We start from the raw sequence: 19887 nt of genomic DNA on the forward strand, positions 1-19887 counted from the left end.
GCATCCTCCGCGCCGTCAGGCGTTCATCGAATCGAAGAATTCGCTGTTGGTCTTGGTCTGCTTCAGCTTCGAGATCAGGAATTCGATCGCATCCGTGGTTCCCATCGGGTTCAGGATGCGCCGCAGCAGATAGGTCTTTTGCAGATCCTTGGCATCCACCAGCAGTTCTTCCTTGCGGGTGCCGGACTTGAGGATGTCCATCGCCGGGAACACGCGCTTGTCGGCCACCTTGCGGTCCAGAACGATCTCGCTGTTGCCGGTGCCCTTGAATTCCTCGAAGATCACCTCGTCCATGCGCGAGCCGGTATCGATCAGCGCCGTGGCGATGATGGTCAGCGAACCGCCTTCCTCGATGTTGCGCGCCGCGCCAAAGAACCGCTTCGGACGCTGCAAGGCATTCGCATCGACGCCGCCGGTCAGCACCTTGCCCGAACTGGGCACCACGGTGTTGAAGGCCCTACCAAGTCTTGTGATAGAATCCAGAAGGATAACAACATCTCGTTTATGCTCGACCAGGCGCTTGGCCTTTTCGATCACCATTTCCGAAACGGCGACATGGCGGCTGGCGGGTTCGTCGAAGGTCGAGGAAATGACCTCGCCCTTCACCGAACGCTGCATGTCCGTCACCTCTTCCGGCCGCTCGTCGATCAGCAGCACGATCAGATAGCACTCTGGATGGTTCTTCTCGATCGAATGGGCGATGTTTTGCAGCAGCACGGTCTTGCCGGTGCGTGGCGGCGCCACGATCAGCGAACGCTGGCCCTTGCCGATCGGCGCCACCAGGTCGATGATCCGGGCGGAACGGTCCTTGATGGTCGGATCCTCGATCTCCATCTTCAGCCGCTCATTGGGGTAAAGCGGCGTCAGGTTGTCGAAGGCGACCTTGTGGCGGGCCTTTTCGGGATTCTCGAAATTGATCTTCTCGACCTTGGTCAGGGCGAAATAACGCTCATTCTCGCCCGGCGCGCGGATCACGCCCTCGACCGTGTCGCCGGTGCGCAGGCTGTGCTGGCGGATCATGTCGGGGCTGACATAGATGTCGTCAGGACCCGGCAGGTAGTTCGCCTCGGGCGAGCGCAGGAAACCGAAACCGTCCTGGACCACCTCCAGCACGCCGTCGCCGCCGATCTCGAAGCCCTCCTCGGCATGTTCCTTGAGGATCGAGAACATCATCTCGCCCTTGCGCATGGTCGAGGCGTTCTCGATCTCCCATTCCTCGGCCATGGCCAGCAGATCGGCCGGGCTCTTGGCCTTGAGATCGGACAGGTTGAGACGTTCTTCGGTCATATCTAGCCTATGGGCGCGCGCTGCCCGACGCATGATCGGCCCGCGCAGGAAACTGTGTCAGGAAAAATCCGCCGGACGGCGGATGCCGCGTCACATAGGCATAATCCGCGCGCGAGTCAATTCTTCTAGAATTTCACGATCACCGACAGCACGATCAGGACCATCAGCAACGTCGGCACCTCGTTCATCATCCGATAGCGCCGCCCGCTCAGGCCCCGGCCCTGCAGCAGCGCCTTGCGCTGGCCGGCCAGCCACATGTGAAACCAGGTCATGCCCAGCACGCCGGCTGCCTTGGTCCAGGGCCAGATCATCGTCCAGTCCACGATTCCCGGCGTCAGCACCAGCGCAAGGCCGGCGATCCAGGTCACGATCATCGCCGGATTCATGATCAGCCGCAGCAGCTTGTCCTCCATGATCTGGAAGGATTGCGCTGGCTCTTGCCCGATATGGCCGCGTTCCGCGTGATAGACGAACAGCCGCGGCAGGTAAAACAGCCCCGCCATCCAGGAAAGCACCGCCATGACATGCAACGCTTTGATCCAGGGGTAAGCAAGGGGCAGGAAATCGTTCATGGTACACCTCCGCCGTCCTCTCTCTATCAAAAAGAAATGAAGATAAAGATAAGGATGATGATGTTGTTGGGCCTGTGGATGACTGGAAATCCCGGCTCCGCCTTGACCTTCCCCAGACCGCGGCGCTTGGGGAAAAAAACACCGTTAACGATTTGTTAACGAAAAATTCCATCACAAACAGCATGATAAGCAAAAACCACCTGTGGATAAGTTTGTGAAAATTTTTCTTTTCCACAGCTTGTGGGTGGTTTGCAGCCGGTTATGGACATGTGGAGAAGCCGGCTCCGTTCCTGCTCTGTCCCAAGCGGCGATCCGTAGACATGGAAAAGGCCGCGCGATCTCCACAGATTCGACCTCCCGAGTCGCGGCCGTTTATCCCCAGGCTTATACCCGCGCTTGCTGGCGGCGTGGCAGCCGCTTCCGAATGACCCCTTTCGGGGCCTGCCTGTCTCTGGAGGCGGGGCTCGGGGCTACGCAAAAGCGCCCGAGGTGCGTTTGCGTCATCCGGGCGTCGCATTTGGCGAATTGCGACCCGCCAAAGCGGTGCAATGCTTTGCCAAGGACGCCCCTTGTGACGGAATCAAGCCATGCTGAACACAGCCGAAATCCTGGACCAGCTCGCCAACCGGCGAAAGAACTTCTCGCTCAGCCGCGACCTCTATTGCGACCAGGGCGTCTACCAGGCCGATCTGGAGAATCTCTGGTATCGCGAATGGGTGTTCGCCATCCCTTCCTGCGACATTCCCAAGACCGGCAACCACGCCACCTTGCAGATCGGGCAGTATCCGGTGGTGATCGTGTGCGGCGCCGACGGCCAGATCCGTGCCTTCCACAACGTCTGCCGCCATCGCGGCCAGCGGCTGTGCCCCAAGCAGAACGGCAGCTCGCCCAAGCTGGTCTGTCCCTATCACCAATGGACCTACGACCTCGACGGCAAACTGCTGTTCGCCCGCGACATGGGGCCGGATTTCGATGCCTCGAAATACAGCCTCAAGCCGGTCCATTGCCGGACCGAGGGCGGCATGGTGTTCATCTGCCTGGCCGACAACCCGCCGGATTTCGAGCCGCTGGGCGGTTATCTGCGTGATTACGTCGGCGCCAGCGACCTCGCAAACGCCAAGGTCGCCTTCACCTCGACCATCGTCGAGAAGGGCAACTGGAAGCTGGTGATCGAGAACAACCGCGAATGCTACCATTGCGGCGGCAGCCATCCCTCGCTGTGCCGGACCTATTCCGACAACCCGCTGATGACGGTGATGGAGGGGCCCAACGCCGCCTCGCCCGAGATCCTGGCGCATTGGAACCGCTGCGACCAGGCCGGCCTGCCCGCGCGCTTCGTGAACGAGCCGGGGATGCAATGGCGCTTCGCCCGCGTGCCGCTGCTGAACAATGCCGAAAGCTTCACCATGTCCACCAAGGCGGCGGTGAACCGGCGCATGGGCACGATCCCGTGGAACGACGCCGGCAGCCTGATGTTCTATCACTTCCCGTCCAGCTGGAACCACTTCCTGCCCGACCATGCCATCGTCTTCCGCCTGCTGCCGATCTCGCCCACCGAGACCGAGGTGACCTCGAAATGGCTGGTCCACAAGGATGCGGTCGAGGGTGTCGACTACGACCTGCAGAAGCTGACCGAGGTCTGGCTGGCCACCAATGACGAGGACCGCCGCGTGGTCGAGGAGAACCAGAAGGGCATCCTGTCCCCGGCCTATGAGCCCGGCCCCTATTCGCCCCACCAGGAAGAGGGCGTGATCCATTTCGTCGACTGGTATGTGCGGCAGATGCTGGATCGCCTGTCGCCGCGTCCGGCCATGGCGGCGGAATAATGGCGGTCTTGGTCAAGGCATTCGGCGACAAGCCGTGGAAGGACGACGAGCCGCTGGAATGCGTGATGGTGGTGCCCGAGACCTCGGACACCGCCACCTTTACCTTCCGCGCGCCTTCGGGGGCCTGGTTCGATTATCAGCCCGGCCAGTTCGTCACCCTGGACCTGCCGGTTCCGGGCGGCAACGTGCAGCGCACCTATACGATCAGCTCCAGCCCGTCGCGGCCGCTGTCCATCTCGGTCACGGTCAAGGCGCAGCCGGGCAGCGTCGGCGGGCGCTGGATGATCGACCACCTGCGGCCGGGCATGCGGCTCAAGGCCTTCGGGCCGGCGGGGATTTTTTCCTTCGTCCGGCACGAGGCGCCGAAATACCTGTTCATCTCGGCCGGTTCGGGCATCACCCCGGTAATGTCGATGACCACCTGGGCCTGGGATTCGGGAGAGATGCCGGACATCGTCTTCGTCCATGCCGCGTGCAGCCCTAGCGAGATCATCTTCCGCCAGCGGCTGGAAGGCATGGCCGACCGGGTGCCGGGGCTGCAATTGCGCTTCACGGTCGAGGACTCCGACCCGTTCCGCACCTGGCACGGCTATCGCGGCCGGCTGAACCAGATCATGCTGGGCCTGATGGCCCCGGACTACCTTGAGCGCGAGGTGTTCTGCTGCGGGCCCGAGCCCTTCATGCAGGCGGTGCGCGACATGCTGATCGCGCTGGGCTTCGACATGGACCATTATCACCAGGAAAGCTTCGGCGCCCCGATCCGCACCGAGGCCGAGGCCCCGGTGCTGGACGACGTGGTCCCGGACGAGGACAGCGCCGCCCAGATCACCTTCGAAAGTTCGGGCGTGGTGGCGAAATGCAACGAGACCGACACGGTGCTGGCGGTGGCCAAGGCCAATGGGCTGAACATCCCTTCGGGCTGCACCTTCGGCCTGTGCGGCACCTGCAAGATTCGCAAGACCGCCGGCGAAGTGCATATGGTCCATAACGGCGGCATCACCGACGAGGATATCGAGGAGGGCTATATCCTGGCCTGCTGCTCGCATCCGATCGGGGCGGTCTCGGTCGAGGTCTGACCGGCACCACGGTCACAGCATGGCAAAAACCCCCGGTTTTTCTGGGAAAAGGGGCGGGCCGAAAGGTTCCGCCCCTTGTCCTGCCGCGCTTGACAGAACTACCATACCGGGTGATCCTGACCCGGTACCTATCTCTACGACAGGCAAAAGGAGGGCACGATGAATATCGACCTCTCGCGGCGCGGTTTCCTGAAACTGGCGGGTGCGGGTGTCGCGGCGACATCGCTGGGGGCCATGGGCTTCGGCGGGGCGGAGGCGGCGGAACAGGCGCATGTGCGTGCCTTCAAGCTGGCCTCGACGACCGAGACGCGCAATACCTGCCCCTATTGCTCGGTCGCCTGCGGCGTCATCATCTATTCCGACGGCGACCTGAAGGCCGGCGAAGAGGCCAGGGTCGTCCATATCGAGGGCGATGCCGACCATCCGACCAATCGCGGCACGCTTTGCCCGAAAGGCGCGGCGCTCAAGGACTTCGTCAATGCCGAGACGCGCCTGACCACGCCGCGCATCCGCCGGCCCGGCGCGGCCAGCTTCGAGGAGATCTCCTGGGAAGAGGCGCTGGACAAGATCGCCCGCGCGCTCAAGGATGACCGCGATGCCAACATGGTGCTGACCAACGACGACGGCGTGCCCGTCAACCGCTGGACCACCACCGGCTACCTGGCGGCCTCGGCCACCACCAATGAAACCGCATGGCTGACCTACAAGGTGGTCAGATCCATGGGGATCGTCGGATTCGACAACCAGGCGCGCGTCTGACACGGCCCCACGGTGTCCAGTTTGGGCCCGACATTTGGCCGTGGAGCGATGACCAACTCCTGGACCGACATCAAGAATACCGACCTCGTGGTCGTCATGGGCGGCAATGCCGCCGAAGCCCATCCCTGCGGATTCAAATGGGTGACCGAAGCCAAGGCCACGCGCGGCGCCCGGCTGATCGTGGTGGACCCGCGCTTTACCCGCACCGCCTCGGTGGCCGATTACTATGCGCCGATCCGGCCCGGCTCGGACATTGCCTTCCTGATGGGCCTGATCAACTGGTTGATCCAGAACGACAAGGTGCAATGGGATTACGTCCGCAACTTCACCAATGCCGCCTGGCTGGTGAAGGACGAGTTCGGCTGGAGCAACGGGCTGTTCACCGGCTACGACCCGGAAAAGCGCGACTATGACAAGTCGGGCTGGGACTATGTCATCGGCGAGGACGGCTTTGCCACCGTGGACATGACGCTGGAGCATCCGCGCTGCGTCTGGAACCTGCTCAAGGAACATGTCTCGCGCTATACGCCGGAACTGGTCGAACAGGTCTGCGGCACGCCCAGGGACCGCTTCCTCAAGATCGCCGAGATGATCGGCGAGTGCTCGGCGCCCGACAAGACCATGACCTCGATGTATGCGCTGGGCTGGACCCAGCACGCCAAGGGTTCGCAGAACATCCGCGGCATGGCGATGCTGCAGCTGATCCTGGGCAATATCGGCGTCCGGGGCGGCGGGATGAACGCGCTGCGCGGCCATTCCAACATCCAGGGCCTGACCGATATCGGGCTGATGTCGAACCTGATTCCCGGCTACCTGAACATCCCGACCGAGAAAGAGCCGGACTGGCAGACCTACATGTCCAGCCGCAGCTTCACGCCGCTGCGGCCGGGCCAGACCAGCTATTGGCAGAACTATCCCAAGTTCATGGTCAGCTTCATGAAGGCGATGTGGGGCGACGCCGCCACGGCCGAGAACGACTGGGCCTATCACTACCTGCCCAAGCTGGACGTGCCGACCTATGACATCCTGCGCATGTTCGAGCTGATGGATGCCGGCCGGGTCAACATCTATTTCTGCCAGGGCTTCAACCCGCTGCTGTCCTTCCCGAACCGGGGCAAGGTCACGGCGGCGCTCAGCAAGCTGAAGCTCCTGGTGGTCATGGACCCGCTGGCGACCGAGACGGCGCATTTCTGGGAAAACCACGGCGAACATAACGACGTGGACACCGCCTCGATCCAGACCGAGGTGCTGGAACTGCCCTCGTCCTGCTTTGCCGAGGATGATGGCGCGCTGGTCAATTCCGGCCGCTGGCTGCAATGGCACTGGTCGGCGGCGACGCCGCCCGGCCAGGCCAGGCATGACACCTGGATCATGGCGCAGATCTTCCTGCGCGTGAAAAAGCTCTACCAGGAGGAAGGCGGCGTCTTCCCCGACCCGATCCTGAACCTGACCTGGGACTATGCCGACCCCGACGAGCCCTCGCCCGAGGAACTGGCCAAGGAGCTGAACGGCCGGGCGCTGGAGGATGTCTACGACACCGCCGACCCGACGAAACTGCTGACCGCCAAGGGCAAGCAATTGCTGAATTTCAGCCAGTATCGTGACGACGGCACGACCATGGGCGCCTGCTGGATCTATTCCGGCTGCTGGAACGAGGACGGCAACAACATGGCGCGACGGGACAATATCGACCCCGATGAGACCGGCGCCTATCCGAACTGGGCCTTTTCCTGGCCGCTGAACCGGCGGATCCTTTACAATCGCGCCTCTGCCGACATGCAGGGCCGGCCCTGGGATCCCTCGCGCAAGCTGCTGGAATGGGACGGCGAGAAATGGACCGGCTACGACGTGCCCGACATCGCGCCCACGGCCAGGCCCGGCGATGTCGGTCCCTTCATCATGAACCCCGAAGGCGTTTCGCGCCTGTTCACGCGGGGCTTGATGCGCGACGGTCCCTTCCCGACGCATATGGAGCCGTTCGAGTCGCCCCTGGCCAACGTGTTCAACCCGCAGATGCGCGGCAACCCGGTGGCACGGGTCTTTGCCAGCGATGCCGAGCAATTCGCCACCAGCGAGGAGTTCCCGATCGCGGCGACCTCGTATCGCCTGACCGAGCATTTCCACTACTGGACCAAGCACAACCGCATCAACGCTGCCCTGCAGCCCGAGTTCTTCGTCGAGATCAGCGAAGAGCTGGCCGCCGAAAAGGGCATCCGGCGCGGCGGCTGGGTGCGGGTCTGGTCCAAGCGGGGCGAGGTCAGGGCCAAGGCCCTGGTGACGGGACGGCTGAAGCCGATGCAATGCGGCGACAAGCTGGTGCATGTCATCGGCATCCCGCTGCACTGGGGCTTCATGGGCGCGGCGCGCAAGGGGTTCGGGCCGAACAGCCTGACGCCCTTTGTCGGCGATGCCAATGTGGAAACGCCTGAATTCAAGGCGTTCCTGGTCAATATCGAACCCGCGACAGGGGAGGCGGTGTCATGACGACCGATCCGAACCTCGACAGCCCGCGCACCGCGGTCTCGAACCCGCCGGTGCAGCCGATGCAGGCCAACCTGGGGCCGGGCGATGTCGTCCGCGCCTCGGCCATGCCCGACCTGCCGCCGCCGACGCGCGAACTGACGCCGGTGGCCAAGCTGATCGACGTATCGAAATGCATCGGCTGCAAGGCCTGCCAGTCGGCCTGCGCCGAATGGAACGACACCTATCCCGAGATCGAGGAAAATGTCGGCCTTTACGAAAATCCGCACGACCTGACGCCCGACATGTTCACCCTGATGCGGTTCTCGGAATACGAGAACCCGCAGACCGGCGATTTCGAATGGCTGATCCGCAAGGACGGCTGCATGCATTGCGCCGATCCGGGCTGCCTCAAGGCCTGCCCGGCCCCCGGCGCCATCGTGCAATATTCGAACGGCATCGTGGATTTCATCCACGAGAATTGCATCGGCTGCGGCTATTGCGTGACCGGCTGTCCCTTCGACATCCCGCGCATCAGCCAGAAAACCCATGTCAGCTACAAATGCACGCTGTGTTCGGACCGGGTGGCGGTGGGCCAGGGGCCGGCCTGCGCCAAGGCCTGCCCGACCCAGGCCATCGTCTTCGGCACCAAGGAGGACATGCTGGCCCATGCCGAGGCCCGCGTCGACGACTTGAAGTCGCGCGGCTACGACAATGCCGGCATCTACGACCCGCAAGGGGTGGGCGGCACGCATGTCTTCTATGTGTTGCACCATGCCGACCAGCCCTCGCTTTATTCCGACCTGCCAGAGCAGCCACGCATCTCGCCCGTGGTCGAGGGCTGGAAGGGCGTGACCAAGACGCTGGGCCTGGCCGCCATCGGCGCGGCGGCCGTCGGCTCGGTCCTGCACGGGCTGATGACGCGCGCCAACAAGGTCTCGGCCGAGGATGAGGTCCATGCCGAGGAACTGGTCTCGGGGCGCGAGCCCCCGATCCCGCCGGAAAGAGAGGTGCTGTGATGGCCAAGCGCATGTTCTCGGCCCCGGGCGACCATATCGAAAGCCGCCGTCCGGTTACGGTCAGCCGCTATCGCGGCATCACGCGGCTGAACCACTGGGTGACGGCGGCCAGCCTGATCGTGCTGCTGCTTTCGGGGCTGGCGCTGTTTCACCCCTCGCTCTACTTCCTGACCGGGCTGTTCGGCGGCGGGCAGATGACGCGCTGGCTGCATCCTTTCGTGGGCATCCTGCTGTTCTTCAGCTTCCTTTTGCTGTTTTTGCAGATGTGGCGGCTGAACCTGCCCCGGCCCGAGGACCGCACCTGGGTCAGCCATATCGGCGAGGTCGTCCGCGGCGAAGAGGAAAAGCTGCCCGAGCTGGGCAAATACAATGCCGGGCAGAAATTCGTCTTCTGGGCCATGTCGGTGCTGATCGTGGTGCTGATCGTATCGGGGGTGATGATCTGGCAGGAATATTTCCCGCATCTGGTCTCGATCCCGGTGCGGCGCTGGGCAGTGCTGATCCATGCGGTGGCGGCGGTGGCGATCATCCTGACCTTCATCCTGCATGTCTATGCGGCGATCTGGACCCGCGGCACCATCCGCGCCATGACCCGCGGCACCGTGACCGGCGGCTGGGCCTGGCGGCACCATCGCAAATGGTTGCGCGAACTGGCTGGACGCGAGGGCGGCGGCCCGGCAGAGTAGGCGCAAGCGACCCGAAAGGAAGCCATGTCCACCGCCCTGAAGCCTGATCCCTCGATGATCGGCGGCGTCGCCAAGGTTCCCCTGGCGCGCCTGCCCGAACCCGCGGCGCTGTTCTCGACCCGCGCCGAGCGGTTCGATTTCCTGGCCGGGCACAGCCCGAACCTTGCGCCCTACCTGCGCTTCCTGGCCGGGATCTGCCGGGCGCAGGCCGATCTGGCCCGCGAACTGCCCCAGCCCGAGCCGCTGTCGCCCGAGCGGATCGACCTGGCCCGCGCCAGCCGCATGCCGCCGCTTGATCGCAACGCCATGCGCGACGGGCTGGCACAGGCGCTGCCGCTGCTGCTCGGGCGGCTGGCGGCGCTGGACATGCCCGAGCCGGCGCGGCTGGCGCTGGCGGCCTTGCAGGCGGCCGAGCCTGCGGATCTGGACTGGGTCATGGGCAATGTGCTGGCCGACACCATCCCCGAGGCCAGCGTGGCCCCGCATCTGTTCGCCGCCGCCGCCTTGCAGGTCCATGCCGCGATGCGGGCGGCGATACTGGACGCGGCGCAACTGGTGCCGATCCGCACCGGCATCTGCCCGGCCTGCGGCGGCCGCCCGGCGACCAGCATCGTGACCGAAAGCATCGGCGCCGAGGGCGCGCGCTATTGTTCCTGCGCCACCTGCCAGACGCTGTGGAACGAGGTGCGGGTGAAATGCCTCTGCTGCGGCTCGACCAAGGGCATTTCCTATCGCTCGGTCGAGACTGGCGAGGCCACGGTCAAGGCCGAGGTCTGCCGCGAATGCGACCGCTGGGTCAAGATCCTGTATCAGAACCGCAATCCCTCGCTTGAGCCCATCGCCGACGATGTGGCGAGCCTCGGCCTGGACCTGATGATGCGGGACACCGAATGGAAGCGGGGCGGCTTCAACCCCTTCCTGGCCGGCTATTGACGGCGGCTCGGCGCGGGCGATGATTGTCGGCACGGCGGGGCATATCGACCATGGCAAGACCGCGCTGGTCCGGGCGCTGACCGGCATCGAGACTGACCGGCTGGCCGAGGAACAGGCCCGCGGCATCACCATCGAGTTGGGCTTCGCCTATGCCGACCTGGGCGGCGGTGCCGTCACCGGCTTTGTCGATGTACCGGGGCACGAGAAATTCGTCCACACCATGCTGGCCGGGGCCGGCGGCATCGACCTGGCGCTGCTGGTCGTCGCCGCCGATGACGGCATCATGCCGCAGACGCGCGAGCATCTGGCGATCCTCGACCTGCTGGGCATCGCCGACGGCATGGTCGCGCTGACCAAATCCGACCTTGCGCCCCCCGACCGCATCGCCGCCCTGACTGCCCAGATCGCGGACCTGCTGGCCCCGACCGGGCTGGCCGGGGCGCCGGTCTTTCCTGTCTCGTCCCTGACCGGGGCGGGCATCGACGCCCTGCGCGCCGCGCTGGTGCAGGCCGAGGCGCAGACCGCCGCCCGCGCCGCCGAGGCGCGCTTTCGCATGGCCATCGACCGCAGCTTCACCCTGGCCGGAACGGGCACCGTCGTCACCGGCACGGTGCTGTCGGGCCGGGTCGCGCCGGGCGACCAGATCCTTCTCAGCCCCTCGGGGCTGCCGGCCCGCGTGCGGGGCATTCACGCCCAGAACCGCAAGGCCGAAACCGGCCTTGCCGGCCAGCGTTGCGCCCTGAACCTAGCCGGCGAGGGGGTGACGCGCGAGGCGATCCATCGCGGCGACGTGGCGCTGGACCCCGTGCTGCACGCACCGACCCGGCGCATCGACGTGATGCTGCGCGTGCTGGGGACCGAGCCCAAGCCGCTGGCCACCTGGTTTCCCGCCCGCCTGCATCTGGGCGCGGCGGAAACCGGCGCCCGCATCGTGCCGCTGCAAGGGCCGCTGGCTCCGGGCGAGGAAGGGCTGGCGCAGCTCGTCCTCGACCGCCCCCTGGCCGCGACCCTGGGCGAGCACTTCATCCTGCGCGACGTCTCGGCCCGGCGCACCATCGGCGGAGGCCGGCTGATCGACCTGCGCGCCCCCGCCCGCCACCGCAGCCGGCCCGAGCGGCTGGCCGTGCTGCGCGCCATGGCCCTGCCCGACCCGACCGAGGCGCTGTCGGCGCTGGCCGGGCTGGCGCTGGTCGATCTCGGTGCCTTTGCCCGCGACCGCGCGCTGGCCCCGGCCCAGCTTGACCGCGCCATCGCGGCTTCGGACATCGCCATCGTCCCCGGCACGCGGCAGGCGCTCAGCCCCGCCCGGCTTCAGGCGCTGCGCCAGCAGATGCAGGCGGAACTCGCCGCCTTTCACGCCGAGAATGCCGATCTTCAGGGGCTGGGCCGGGAAAAGCTGCGGCTGATGCTGGACCCGCGCCTGCCCAAGCCCGATTTCGCCACCTTCCTGCGCACCGAGGCGGCGGCAGGGCGCATCGCGCTGGACGGCGCCTTCATCCGCCTGCCCGGCCACCTGCCCCGGCTTGCGCCCGAGGACGAGGCGCTGCTGGAGCGCATCCTGCCCCGGCTTTCGGGCGAGGAACGCTTTCGTCCGCCCCGCGTGCGCGACTTCGCCCATGCCTTCGACGCCGAGGAACCCGAGGTCCGCCGCATCCTGCGTATGGCTGCCCGCCAGGGCCGCATCGACCAGATCGCGCATGACCATTTCTTTGCCCGCGCCACCACCATCGAGATGGTCGGCATCATCCGCGACCTTGGCGCCGCCAGCCCAGACGGCTGGTTCACCGCCCCGGATTTCCGCGACCGGGTGCAGAACGGCCGCAAGGTGGCGATCCAGATCCTTGACTTCTTCGACCGGCTCGGTCTGACCTTGCGTCGGAGCGATCTTCGTCGCATCAACCCGCACCGGATCGACCTGTTCACGCCGGACAGGCCGGACGAGCGGGAACAGGGAAGAGAAGCGTCCCCGGTGGGGCGGCCGGACTTCAAATCCGGTTGGGGCAGTGAGCCTGTCTCGGGTGGGTTCGACTCCCACTCTCTTCCGCCAGATGCGACGAAAGGACGGTAATGGACAGCACGACGCTTGGCAGCAGCGGGGTTCGGGTCAGCGCGGTCTGCCTGGGCACCATGACCTTCGGCAACCAGACCGGCGCGGCCGATGCCCATGCGCAGATGGACCGCGCCTTGGCCGCCGGCATCACCTTCATCGACACGGCCGAGCTTTACCCGGTGAACCCGGTGCGGCGCGAGACCGTGGGCCGGACCGAGGAAATCGTCGGCGACTGGCTGTCCGCGCGCGGCACCCGCGACCGGGTGCAGATCGCCACCAAGGCCGCCGGCCCCGGCGACAAGGTGCGGGCCGAGGGCTTCGACGGCGCCATCCTGCGCCGCACCATCGACGCTTCGCTCCGGCGGCTGAAAACCGACTATATCGACCTCTACCAGCTGCATTGGCCGGTGCGCGGCAGCTATGCCTTCCGCCAGAACTGGCGCTACGACCCTTCGAAACAGGACCGTGCGGCGACGCTCGCGCATATGCAGGACGTGCTGGGCGCCCTGGATGAGGCGGTGCGCGCCGGCAAGGTCCGCGCCATCGGCCTGTCGAACGAATCGGCCTGGGGCACGGCGCGCTGGATCGACACGGCCGAACGCATGGGCGCGCCGCGCATGGCCAGCATCCAGAACGAATATTCCCTGCTCTACCGCGCCTTCGACACCGACCTGGCGGAACTGGCGGTGAACGAAGGGGTGACGCTCTTGGCCTATTCGCCGCTGGCGGCGGGGCTGCTGACCGGGAAATACCGCAACGGGGCCGAGCCCGCCGGCAGCCGCGCGGCAGCCGACCGGGCCAGCGGCGGGCCGGGCAACCTGGGCGGGCGGCGCACCGCCCGCGCCGATGCCGCGGTCGCCGCCTGGCATGGGCTCGCGGCCGAGCTGGGGCTGGACCCGATCCACATGGCCATCGCCTTCACCCGCCAGCGGCCGTTCCATGCGATCCCGATCATCGGCGCCACCGATCTTGCGCAGCTCGACCACCTGCTGCCCGGGCTGGACCTGCGGCTGTCCGACGAGGCGCTCAAGCGCATCGACCAGCTGCACTGCAGCCACCCGCTGCCCTACTGAGACGCCCTCGCGACGCCACGGCAGGGTTGGCAGCATGGTGCGGCGCGGGCAATCTGCCCGCGTCACCCGAGCCCGAGGAACCCCATGCTGCCCCCGATCCTGTCGCATCTGCGCATCCCCGTCGTCGCCTCGCCCATGTTCATCGTCTCGGGGCCCGAACTGGTGATCGCGCAATGCAAGGCCGGGATCGTCGGCAGCTTCCCGGCGCTCAACGCCCGCGAAAAGGACGGCGAGGCCCCGCTGCTCGACGCCTGGCTGACCCGGATCCAAGAGGAACTGGACCGCCACAACCAGGCCAATCCCGACCATCCCGCGGCGCCCTTCGCGGTGAACCAGATCGTGCATCGCTCGAATGCACGCCTCCAGCGCGATATCGAGATCTGCCACAAGCATCGCGTGCCGATCTGGATCACCAGCCTGGGCGCCCGCCCCGAGGTGAACGCGGCCGCGCATGATTGCGGCGGCATCGCGCTGCATGACGTCATCAACAACCGCTTCGCCCGCAAGGCCATCGAAAAGGGCGCCGACGGGCTCATCGCCGTGGCGGCGGGTGCCGGCGGCCATGCCGGGCCGCAATCGCCCTTTGCGCTGGTGCAGGAGATCCGCGAATGGTTCGACGGCCCGCTGCTGCTGTCGGGCGCCATCGCCACCGGCCGCGCGGTGCTGGCGGCGCAGGCCATGGGTGCGGACCTGGCCTATGTCGGCAGCCCCTTCATCGCCACCGAGGAAGCCAATGCCCAGCCCGAATACAAGCGCATGATCGTGGATTGCGGGGCCGAGGACGTCGTCACCTCCTCGCTCTTTACCGGGGTGTCGGGGAATTACCTCGCGCCCTCGATCCGCGCCGCCGGGCTCGACCCGGCCAGGCTGGAGCGTGGCGATGTGTCGGACATGAACTTCGCCGAGGCCTCGTCGCGGCCCAAGGCCTGGAGCCAGGTCTGGGGCTCGGGCCAGGGCATCGGCGCGGTGCGTGAAATCCTCCCCGCCGCCCGGCTGATCGACCGCCTGGCCCGCGAACATGCCGAGGCCCGCGCCGCCCTCTGCGCCTGACCCCCGGCTTCTTCGTTCCCCAAATACCCATGCAACGGCGCGGCGGGGCGCCAGGGTCCGCGCCTTTCACCGTTTCCCAAACACTCCTTTCCAGCGCGCCACCCGGCGCGGCGGCGGTGCGTCAGGACACCGCCAGCCCCTCGGTCGAGGCAAAGAACATCGCCTGGCTGACCGCCGAGCGCACCTGCTCCTCGGAATAGGGCTTGGAAATCAGGAAGGCCGGTTCCGGCCGGTCGCCGGTCAGCAGCCGCTCGGGGAAGGCGGTGATGAAGATCACCGGGATGTCGCCCATGCTGGCAAGAAGCTCGTTCACCGCCTCGATCCCGGACGAGCCGTCGGCCAGCTGGATGTCGGCCAGGATCAGGTCCGGACGGCTTTGATGCGCCAGGTCGACGGCGGCGGCATGGGTGCGGGCGATGCCGGTGACCTCGTGGCCCATGGCCTGCACGATGCCCTTCAGGTCCATGGCGATGATGGTCTCGTCCTCGATCACCATGACCTTGCCGGTCAGCGCCTGCCCCATCTCGTTCAGCGCGATCTGCACCAGCTCCTCGGCCTCGGCCTGCGGGCATTGCATGACCTGCGCGATCTGGTCGTAGCGCAATTCCTCGATGGTGCGCAAAAGCAGCGCCTCGCGCGAATTGGGCGTCAGGCCGCGCATATGCGCCTGGGCACGGGCCTCGCGCGGGCTCTGCGCCCCCAGCTCGACCGGCTGGCCCGAGCTTTGCCAGATGGCGTGGAAGGTGCGGAACAGCCCGAGGCGGGTGTCCTCGCCATCCATCAGGCTGCGATCGGTCAGGATCGCCTCCAGCGTGGCGGCGGCGTAATTGTCGCCGGCGGTCTGGCTGCCGGTCAGCGCGCGCGCATAGCGACGCAGATAGGGCAGTTCCCGGCTGATGGACTGGGCAAGATCCGCTGCGGTCATGGCTACCTCGAAAAATGCGTCGTGTGTCGGAACCTGATCGGATAGGTAACGGTTGGGCAAGGTGCGCACAAGATTACCGGGAATAACTAAAAAATGAATACCAGGCGTGAGGAACGCAGGCGAGCAGCCATAGAAAAGCAGATCGACGAGAATCTGCGCCGCGTCTATGAGCAGGATGCGACCCAGCAGATCCCCGACAGGTTCCTGCAGTTGCTCGACAAATTGCGCGAGCAGGAGTGAACCGGATGACCGATCGGAAACCGGCGCGGACGGCCCGCCCCCAGGACCACGGCGATCCGCGGGACGAACTGGTCGATCACCTGCCGGCGCTGCGCGCCTTCGCTTTGTCGCTCACGCGCGAGGGGGCCTCGGCCGACGATCTGGTGCAGGACACCATCGTCAAGGCCTGGACCCATATCGACAAGTTCCAGCCCGGCACCAACCTGCGCGCCTGGCTGTTCACCATCCTGCGCAACACCTTCTATTCCGCCCGCCGCAAGACCCGGCGCGAGATCAGCGATACCGACGGTCTCCACGCCGCCCGCCAGGCCGCGCGGCCGGAACATGACGGCCGGCTGGCGCTGAACGATTTCCGCACCGCCTTCGAGCAATTGCCCGACGAGCAGCGCGAGGCGCTGATCCTTGTCGGCGCTTCGGGCTTTTCCTATGAGGAAGCGGCGGCGATGACCGGTGTTGCCGTGGGCACCGTCAAGTCGCGTGCCAATCGCGGCCGGCGCAAGCTGGCCGAGCTTCTGCACCTGGAAGAGGGCGAGGAACTGGAGATGACCGACCGTGCCACGCTGGCGGTGATGGCGCAGAACACCCCGATCCTGCGCTGAGATGGCGTCGTGCTGCGGCGCATCCTGGACAGGCTGGAATTCACCAAGGGCCTCGGCTTTCGGCTGGGTGGCCTGTTGTCGGTGGCGATCCTGCCCATCGGGCTGATCTCGGTCATCCAGACGCTGCACCTGTCGCGCGAATACCAGCGATCCTCGGAAATCGCGCTGCTGGGCCGCACCGCCACCGCCGCTGCCGGGGAAAGGGCGCTGTTGCAAAGTGCGCTCGGCACCGCCGATGCGCTGGGCCCGGCGGTGCTGGAGACCATGGACCGGCCGCAGGCCTGTTCCGACATCATGCGCGGGCTGGTGCAGCGCACGGTGAACTTCGTCTATGCCGGCTTCACCCGGCTGGACGGGGTGACGGAATGCTCCTCGGTGCGCGGCGTGCACGACCTTTCCGGCGAATCCGCCTTTCGCCAGTTCAGCGAAAGCCCCGGCACGCTGGTCACGACCAGCGAGGACGGGCCGGTCACCGGCAAGTCGGTGGTGGTGGTGATCCAGCCGCTTTACCGCGGGGTCGAGTTGCTGGGCTTCATCGCCGTCTCGATGTCGCATGACCTGCTGCGCTCGACCCATGTCTCGGGCCTGGGGACCGAGGGCGCGCGCATCCTGACCTTCAACAACCAGGGCGAGGTGATCTCCTCGGACCGCGAGGGCGCCGGCGACATCACCGAGGTGCTGCCGCGCGGCAAGTCGCTGCCCTCGCTCCTGTCGCGCAGCGAGACCACCTTCCGCGACATTTCCAACTCGGGCGAGCGGCGGGTGTTCAGCGTCGTGCCGGTGGTGCCGGGCCTGGTCTATGCGCTGGGGTCGTGGAACCGCGCCGAATCCGGCATCACCGGCATCGACATCACCCGGCGCACGGCGCTGATCCTGCCGCTGATCCTGTGGGCCGCCTCGCTGGCCGTGGCCTATTTCGCCGTCTATCGCCTGGTGCTGCGCCATATCCGCGAATTGCGCAGCCAGATGCGTCGCTTTGCCATCGGCGACCGTTCCGCGCCCCCGCCGGTGCTGGCCGACGCGCCGGCCGAGATTGAGGACATGAGCCAGACCTTCCACAACATGGCCCGCATCCTGATCCGCGACGAAGAGGCGATGGAGGCCGCGGTCAACGAAAAGACCGTGCTGTTGAAAGAGGTGCATCACCGGGTCAAGAACAACCTGCAATTGATCGCCTCGATCATCAACATGCAGATCCGGGTGATCGAGCATGACGATGCGCGCCGCGTGCTGCGCTCGGTCCAGGACCGGGTGGCGTCGCTGGCGACGATCTATCGCAACCTCTACCAGGCCGAGCATCTGGATTCGGTCCAGGCCGATCGGCTGATCCGCGACATCATCAACCAGATGACCAATGCCTCGGTCGGCCCCGGCACCGGGCTGCGCATCGACACCCGGCTGGAGCCGCTGGTGCTGATGCCCGACCAGGCGGTACCGCTGAGCCTGCTGGCGACCGAGGCCTTCACCAATGCGCTGAAATATTCCGGCGTTTCCAACCCCGAGGCCGAGCCCTGGGTGCGGGTCTCGCTGCGGGCGGACGGGCCGGGCCATGCGGTGCTGGAGGTCGAGAACTCGATCGGCGCCAGCAGCCTGGCCGAGGGCACCGGCCTTGGCAGCCAGCTGATCGAGGCCTTCGCCACCCAGCTGGAAGGCGAGGCCGAGCAGGAGACGGGCGACGGCCGGTTCCTGCTGCGGCTGCGCTTCCGGGTCGAGAACCTGCACAAGCGCGATGGCGCCGAGATGCCGCAGGTGGTGCTGACCTCGGCCGCCCGGCCGGGGTCGCGGCACTAGCTAGGCAAGGGGTCTGTGGCGATTCCTGCCCGGCCAGGGCAGCATCGCGGTCTTCCTGACCGGGCGCCGCTTTGGATGGTCGTCCGGCGCTGGCTGATGGGAACGGTTCTGGCGGGGCTTGCGCTGCGGATGATGGGCGAAACCTGCCGCTGCCCCCTTATTCCTCGAAGCGGCCCGTGGCGACCCGGTCCCGCTCGTATCGCCTTGCAAGCGGAAACGGCGGCAACCAGGATTCGCGGCGGATGGTCCATAGCTCATAGGTCGGCGCCAGCTGATTCGGGGCATCGAGCGAGCCCAGATTCACCTCGATCTCATCCGCGCTGCGCGCAAGGACGGACGAGCCGCAGCGGGGGCAGAAGAGCCGCCCGGCGTAATCGCGGGTTTCGCCCTCGATCGTCACCGCGTCGCGGGGAAACACTGCCGAGGCGTGAAACAGCGCCCCGTGATGCTTGCGGCAGTCGAGACAATGGCACAGGCCGACCCGCCAGGGGCGCCCGGATGCAACGATTCGAACCTTGCCGCACAGGCAACCACCGGTGAATCGCTCCATGCTGCGTCTCCTTCAAGTTCGAGCGGGCAAGCCGTTCACGATGCCTTGCCCGCGTCCTTCCGCGCCGCCTGCCGCAGCTTCTTGGCGGCGATGAAGCGGCGACGGCGGGACAGTTCCACGTTGATCAGCGCCCCCAGCATCACCGTAAACCCGCCCAGGTAGAACCACATCAGCAGCGCGATCACCGCGCCGATCGAGCCATAGATGCGGTTGTAGCTGTTGAAGCTGGCCAGATAGGCCGAGAACCCATAGGAGGCCGCCGCCCAGGCCAGTGCCGCGAAGACCGAGCCCCAGGTGAAGATCGCCGTGCGCGGCGTCTTCACGTTCGGCCCATAGCGATACAGGATGCCGATCACCACCAGCACGATGAAAAAGATCGCCATCCAGGGCAGCGCGCCGATCAGCCAGTTGCGCAAGGGCACGTCGGGCAGGAAGTTGAAGGCGATGGGTACCACGATGATCGTGGCCAGCCCCAGGGCGATCACCAGCACGATGACCAGCGTCAGCACATAGGCCAGCAGGAAGCCCATCACCGTGGAATGCGAGCGCACGCCATAGGCCGCGTTCAGGCCGCGGATCAGCCCGTCCACCCCGGCCCGCGCCGAGACGGTGGCGATGATGAAGGAAATCGCCGTGGTCCAGCCCAGCTGCGTGCGCCCGGCCGCCACCAGCGCGCTGATCTGGCCATAGATGATGTCGGCGGCGCTTTGCGGGATGAAGCCGTCGGTGGTGTGGATGTATTGCTCGATCACCTCGGGGTCGTTCCACAGCCCCCACAGCGCAAACAGCGCCGCCATTCCGGGAAACACCGCGAACATGGCATAGAAGGCCACGCCGGCGGCGATCAGGCTCATGTGGATCTTGTCCATCCGCTCAAAGATCGCCAGGACGAACTGCCACCAATCCCTGATCAAGGTTCCCGTCCTTTTTTCCGTTTCGGTTGCCGGCCCTGCGGAGGAAACCCGCTTCCCCGCGGGCAAGGTTCCGGCCC

General features: G+C 66.2%; 16 protein-coding genes, 1 tRNA gene and 1 pseudogene. 13 read left to right on the forward strand and 5 right to left on the reverse strand.

The features are described from left to right. Nucleotides 1-15 precede the first annotated feature (15 nt). Nucleotides 16-1287 carry a transcription termination factor Rho gene (gene rho, locus ESD82_RS21320; RefSeq protein WP_024842822.1) on the reverse strand — a complete coding sequence of 424 codons (1272 nt, stop codon included), beginning with the start codon at nt 1285-1287 and terminating at the stop codon, nt 16-18. Nucleotides 1288-1412: 125 nt separating this feature from the next. Then, nucleotides 1413-1859, reverse strand: coding sequence for a CopD family protein (locus tag ESD82_RS21325; protein ID WP_024842821.1), 447 nt, complete (start codon nt 1857-1859; stop codon nt 1413-1415). A 587-nt stretch (nt 1860-2446) separates the two neighbouring features. On the opposite strand from ESD82_RS21325, the gene ESD82_RS21330 reads away from it, so the two are divergent. The 10 genes and pseudogenes from ESD82_RS21330 to ESD82_RS21375 all read left to right on the forward strand — a co-directional run bounded on the left by ESD82_RS21330 (nt 2447) and on the right by ESD82_RS21375 (nt 14791). Next, nucleotides 2447-3685 carry an aromatic ring-hydroxylating oxygenase subunit alpha gene (locus tag ESD82_RS21330; RefSeq protein WP_147427442.1) on the forward strand — a complete coding sequence of 413 codons (1239 nt, stop codon included), beginning with the start codon at nt 2447-2449 and terminating at the stop codon, nt 3683-3685. Next, on the forward strand, nt 3685-4761 hold the full coding sequence (locus tag ESD82_RS21335; RefSeq protein WP_147427441.1) for a hybrid-cluster NAD(P)-dependent oxidoreductase: 1077 nt from the start codon (nt 3685-3687) through the stop codon (nt 4759-4761). The genes ESD82_RS21330 and ESD82_RS21335 overlap by 1 nt, the downstream gene beginning before the upstream one ends. A 159-nt stretch (nt 4762-4920) precedes the next feature. Beyond that, a complete protein-coding gene (gene fdnG, locus ESD82_RS21340) occupies nt 4921-8004 on the forward strand; it encodes a formate dehydrogenase-N subunit alpha (protein WP_147427440.1) in 3084 nt (1027 codons plus the stop codon). Beyond that, nucleotides 8001-8999 carry a formate dehydrogenase subunit beta gene (gene fdxH / locus ESD82_RS21345; RefSeq protein WP_024842816.1) on the forward strand — a complete coding sequence of 333 codons (999 nt, stop codon included), beginning with the start codon at nt 8001-8003 and terminating at the stop codon, nt 8997-8999. Before fdnG ends, fdxH begins: the two co-directional genes overlap by 4 nt. Further along, nucleotides 8999-9685, forward strand: a complete 687-nt coding sequence (locus tag ESD82_RS21350) for a formate dehydrogenase subunit gamma (protein WP_024842815.1) — start codon at nt 8999-9001, stop codon at nt 9683-9685. Before fdxH ends, ESD82_RS21350 begins: the two co-directional genes overlap by 1 nt. Nucleotides 9686-9709: 24 nt before the next feature. Then, nucleotides 9710-10618: a formate dehydrogenase accessory protein FdhE gene (fdhE, locus tag ESD82_RS21355; RefSeq protein ID WP_024842814.1), complete on the forward strand. Its 909-nt coding sequence runs from the start codon at nt 9710-9712 to the stop codon at nt 10616-10618. Between the two features lie 19 nt (nt 10619-10637). Next, nucleotides 10638-12455, forward strand: a pseudogene (gene selB / locus ESD82_RS21360) (selenocysteine-specific translation elongation factor); the annotation flags it as partial. Nucleotides 12456-12569: 114 nt separating this feature from the next. After that, nucleotides 12570-12665, forward strand: a tRNA-Sec gene (locus tag ESD82_RS21365). 20 nt (nt 12666-12685) lie between these two features. Then, nucleotides 12686-13741: an aldo/keto reductase gene (locus tag ESD82_RS21370; RefSeq protein WP_024842811.1), complete on the forward strand. Its 1056-nt coding sequence runs from the start codon at nt 12686-12688 to the stop codon at nt 13739-13741. Nucleotides 13742-13825: 84 nt separating this feature from the next. Beyond that, a complete protein-coding gene (locus ESD82_RS21375) occupies nt 13826-14791 on the forward strand; it encodes an NAD(P)H-dependent flavin oxidoreductase (protein WP_147427439.1) in 966 nt (321 codons plus the stop codon). Between the two features lie 121 nt (nt 14792-14912). Here the strand turns inward: ESD82_RS21375 and ESD82_RS21380 are convergent, their stop codons facing one another. After that, the gene (locus ESD82_RS21380) at nt 14913-15716 is read right to left on the reverse strand and encodes a response regulator (protein ID WP_024842809.1); all 804 of its coding nucleotides are present in this window, start codon (nt 15714-15716) and stop codon (nt 14913-14915) included. A 93-nt stretch (nt 15717-15809) separates the two neighbouring features. Between ESD82_RS21380 and ESD82_RS21385 the strand changes: the two genes are divergently transcribed. The 3 genes from ESD82_RS21385 to ESD82_RS21395 are packed head-to-tail and all read left to right on the forward strand — an operon-like array spanning nt 15810 to nt 18346. Beyond that, on the forward strand, nt 15810-15956 hold the full coding sequence (locus tag ESD82_RS21385; protein WP_019352327.1) for a NepR family anti-sigma factor: 147 nt from the start codon (nt 15810-15812) through the stop codon (nt 15954-15956). A gap of 5 nt (nt 15957-15961) precedes the next feature. Beyond that, nucleotides 15962-16555 carry an RNA polymerase sigma factor gene (locus ESD82_RS21390; protein WP_024842808.1) on the forward strand — a complete coding sequence of 198 codons (594 nt, stop codon included), beginning with the start codon at nt 15962-15964 and terminating at the stop codon, nt 16553-16555. Nucleotides 16556-16564: 9 nt separating this feature from the next. Next, a complete protein-coding gene (locus ESD82_RS21395) occupies nt 16565-18346 on the forward strand; it encodes a sensor histidine kinase (RefSeq protein ID WP_147427438.1) in 1782 nt (593 codons plus the stop codon). A gap of 157 nt (nt 18347-18503) precedes the next feature. Here ESD82_RS21395 and ESD82_RS21405 read toward each other — a convergent pair whose 3' ends face one another. Together ESD82_RS21405 and ESD82_RS21410 are read right to left on the reverse strand one after the other, a co-directional pair. After that, a complete protein-coding gene (locus tag ESD82_RS21405; protein WP_147427437.1) occupies nt 18504-18896 on the reverse strand; it encodes a GFA family protein in 393 nt (130 codons plus the stop codon). 35 nt (nt 18897-18931) lie between these two features. Next, nucleotides 18932-19810, reverse strand: coding sequence for a YihY/virulence factor BrkB family protein (locus ESD82_RS21410; protein WP_147427436.1), 879 nt, complete (start codon nt 19808-19810; stop codon nt 18932-18934). Nucleotides 19811-19887: the final 77 nt, after the last annotated feature.

The sequence above is a fragment of the Paracoccus pantotrophus genome, from assembly GCF_008824185.1.
Classification (GTDB): Bacteria; Pseudomonadota; Alphaproteobacteria; order Rhodobacterales; family Rhodobacteraceae; genus Paracoccus; species Paracoccus pantotrophus.